Below are 3684 nucleotides of genomic sequence, written 5' to 3'. Positions count from 1 at the left end.
GTACACAACACGTATATCCATGAGTACCTCCCGTATGCGAATACTCTGGGTGTATCTCAGATGCTCACAGGCTTTGCTGCCCGTGAATGTATTCATGTAATGGGTTATGCGTATGGTCTGGAAGAACTCGTTAAGGGTGCTGAACAGGATAGCGTATTCCGGAAGTGGATGGTAGATGATAACCTCCTGAAGCTGCACGAAGCCTTGAATAAATACAAAGGCTCCGAGGATACCGAGTATCGCTTTAAGCACATGGTTGCTACCACGCTGTTTGGCGAGGGTGTGATGTTGTTCGCTCAATTTGCTATGCTTCTGAATTATGCCCGTAACGGGTATATGCGAGGCTTAGGTCAGATTGTATCCTGGAGTATTCGCGATGAAGACTACCATGTGTACGGTGTGACACAGTTAATGAAGCGTGATGTTATGTTCCGTGTGCACCCTCAGAGTACCCGACTCTCGTGGTACAATGATGTACACGATGAAGTGTGGCCATTGATTCTAACCTTTGCTAAGGATTGCTTCGATGAGTACTCTAAAGGTACATGTCTGACGGAGCAGTTGACCTTTCAGGATGTACAGCAGTTCTTAGAGTTTCAAGCCCAGCGCCGTATGCGCCAAGCAGGTATCAGTACCGAAGAGACTACCAAGAATAATCTGTTGTGGTTTGATGCAATGGTTGCAGGTGTCGAGCATGCGAACTTCTTTGAACAACGAGCAACTGAGTACAGTAAGGGCAACCTGACTGGCGATTACGAGTACTAGGAGTGCTATGAAGAAAGCTGAAATTACCGTTCAGCTTATCGACTATATGGGCAGCGATGTATCTGTTGTGAACGCTGCCCGTATTTCGTTCGATAAGATTAAGGATGAGTTTGATGAACAAGACGAACGTCTGGTGAATTATCTCGCTGAGCATAACCATTGGTCGCCATTTGCACACACGAGTATTCAAGTGCGTGTGAAAGCACCCTTTGCTTTAGCTCGACAACTGGGTAAGCATCAAGTTGGTCTTGTATGGAATGAGGTGTCACGGCGTTATGTGTCATCTGAACCAGAGTTCTGGTTCCCAGAGGAAGTGCATCGTGCACCTGTGAATGCTAAACAGGGAGCAGGTAATGTACATGAATGGTCTGGCAGCGCTGTGGGTTCTATGGTTAATTCTACGCGTGATACATTGGGTTTGTATGAGAATCTGATTATCTCAGGAGTTGCACCTGAAGAGGCACGTTTAGTGCTCCCCATGAACACCATGACCGAATGGATGTGGACAGGCTCTGTAATGGCGTTTGCTCGTGTGTACAATCAACGCCGTACTAAGGATGCTCAAGGTTTTGCAAATGAGTTTGCTGAGAAATTAGCTGAATGTATTAAAGAATGTTACCCCGTTTGTTGGAAAGTACTTACTAAGGAATAATTATGCGTATCGGAATCACAGGACTGGCTGCAAGCGGTAAAGACACCGCCGCAGAAATCTTATCGGAAATCTCAGGTATTAAGGTTGCACGTTATGCTGCCCCGTTGAAGCAAGCAGCATTGTTTGTATTCGGCAGTACCTTTGATAACCGTGACACTAAGGAAGTTCGTGTGCCGTTCTACGGTACAGCGTTGGAAGACCGTGCGATTGAAGCTGCTATTGAATTGGGGCATATTCTGTTCAGTACAGAACGCGAACGTGATGAATTCGCAGAGCGGTTCATGCAAATCGTGCACCCTCAAGAAGAACTCAGTCCTCGTGAGTTCCAGCAGTTAGTGGGTACTGAATGCGCTCGCGCAGTATCGAGTACCGTGTTCAAAGAGTACCTAAAACGTACGCATGCACATGCTATTATTCCTGATGTACGATTCGAGGAAGAGGCTGATGCAATGGATTGGTTGATTGTAATTGACCGTGATGTGCCTAAGCTGAATCATCCCTCAGAAGACTTCGCATGGAACTTAATCGAGGAGTATTTGAACCTCTTTCAGCACTATCAACATGGTTATTATGACCATTGTGATATTATGAACTCGTCATACATTAATAACAACGGCACAATCCAAGAGCTTCGTACGAAACTTGAAGCTATTTGGAAATCCATAAACTGGAGATAAAATGAATTTGCATGACCGTCAAATCGAATTAGAAGAACAATACAGCGCTATGAGCATCCGCAAAGGGCAGGACTTGGTGAACACAGCGTTTACTCAAGGTCGTGCTGCGGATGTCGGCGAGATTCAAGTGCTGCTGATTAAAACGTATGACGATGTTATGCGAGACCTGAGTGCCTTTCTTGCTCAACCTCACCGTGGTCTTAATGGTAAGTACGCAGGGCTACTTCGCCGAGTGCCTGTGAACTTACTGACCACTATGGGGTTACGTCAGATTATTCAGGCATGTGCTAACCCAGAACCTGTGAGTATGCAGAGCTTACTGAATCAGTTAGGTAAGGCGATTGAAACTGAATGTCTTATTACTATGATGCAGGAGGTATCTCAGCAGTACGTGAATCGTACTGAGGAGTACTTAGACGAAGCTAAGGTTCACAGCATATCACATATCCACAGAACGTACACTCGTGGTGCTGAACGTCTTGGTATTGAGTGGGAGACTTGGAGCGCTGATGAACGTAATGGTGCTGCTCGCCTATTGTGCTCCGTAATCTATGATACCACAGGGTTGTTCAAGTGGGTTCAAAGTGGATTCTACGGTGACTTCGGGATGTACTTCATTGAACCTACCCCTGAGTTACAGAAAGTCCTAGAGGGTGTTGTATCAAGTGCTCGCGCAATGGTTATGTATCCTCCGATGCTGTGTAAGCCTACTCCGTGGACTTCTCAGTACAACGGCGGGTATCTCACTCAATGGTTTCAAGGCCATGCAAGCATGTGCACTATCGGAACACTAAACCGTGCTGACCGTAAGTGGGTACTGGAGCAGTTAGAACTCCCCGCAGCAGATACAGTTCGTGCTGCTATGAACAAAGCCCAAAGCGTACCGTACAAGGTTAACACTAAGGTGCTGGATGTTCTCGGCAAGGCCGTAGCCACCCGTCTCGGAATTTTAGGATTGCCGAGTTTTCAGGAGCAAACCCGTCCAGAATTTCCGTTTGACGAGGCGACTTTCGACAAGGCTACATTAAACGCTCAGGAACAGGCCGTATTTGACTTCTGGCGGCGTTCAATGCGAAACTGGTACACGAGTGAGATAAAACGCAAAGGGCGCACATACGCGATTCTAGGCCGCCTAGCGGAGCTGCGTAAATTTTCAGCAGAATCCGCCCTGTATTTTCCGACTTTTATCGACTGGCGTGGGCGGATGTATTTCCGCAGTACGTTGAACCCACAGAGCTCGGATGCAGTTAAGGGTTGCTTGGACTTCGCCACAGCTAAACCGCTTGGTAAAGATGGTTTATTCTGGTTGAAAGTACACGTTGCTAACTGTGCAGGTTATGATAAACACACAGCGGTACTTAAAGCGAAATGGACTGAAGAGAACTGGGAGCATATCCAAGAGTTCTTAGATGACCCATTGAATATTGATGCCCCTGAGCCTGACACAGCGTTCACTTTACTTCAAGCAGGGTACGCTTTACAAGAGGCTTTGGAATCTCCGAATCCTGAAGAGTATCTGTGTTCTGTGCCTGTAGCAATGGATGCAACGTGTTCTGGATTGCAGCACTTTAGCGCTATGCTCCGTGATGA

The 3684-nt window shown here is 46.8% G+C and carries 4 protein-coding genes; all 4 read left to right on the top strand.

Annotated elements, in window-relative coordinates; all coding sequences use genetic code 11:
* Positions 1-765, top strand: a 765-nt coding sequence (locus tag ABWK52_RS29490; protein WP_353772391.1) for a ribonucleotide-diphosphate reductase subunit beta, incomplete at its 5' end; no start/stop codon positions are given.
* Positions 766-772: 7 nt separating this feature from the next.
* Entirely contained in the window at positions 773-1417 is a 645-nt protein-coding gene (thyX, locus tag ABWK52_RS29485; RefSeq protein ID WP_353772390.1) for an FAD-dependent thymidylate synthase, read from the top strand.
* 2 nt (positions 1418-1419) lie between these two features.
* On the top strand, positions 1420-2094 hold the full coding sequence (locus ABWK52_RS29480) for a hypothetical protein (RefSeq protein ID WP_353772389.1): 675 nt from the start codon (positions 1420-1422) through the stop codon (positions 2092-2094).
* Positions 2095-2101: 7 nt separating this feature from the next.
* On the top strand, positions 2102-3684 hold a 1583-nt coding region (locus tag ABWK52_RS29475; protein ID WP_353772388.1), incomplete at its 3' end, for a DNA-directed RNA polymerase.

It is taken from the genome of Bacillus sp. AP50, assembly GCF_040492675.1.
GTDB lineage: Bacteria > Bacillota > Bacilli > Bacillales > Bacillaceae_G > Bacillus_A > Bacillus_A cereus.
Note: the sequence above shows the minus strand (reverse complement) of the source record. Positions and strands in the feature narration are given on the sequence as shown.

Bases quoted from the DNA above. Each gene is read 5' to 3' on its own strand.
- thyX (WP_353772390.1), top strand. From the start codon at position 773: ATGAAGAAAGCTGAAATTACCGTTCAGCTTATCGACTATATGGGCAGC.
- ABWK52_RS29480 (WP_353772389.1), top strand. From the start codon at position 1,420: ATGCGTATCGGAATCACAGGACTGGCTGCAAGCGGTAAAGACACCGCC.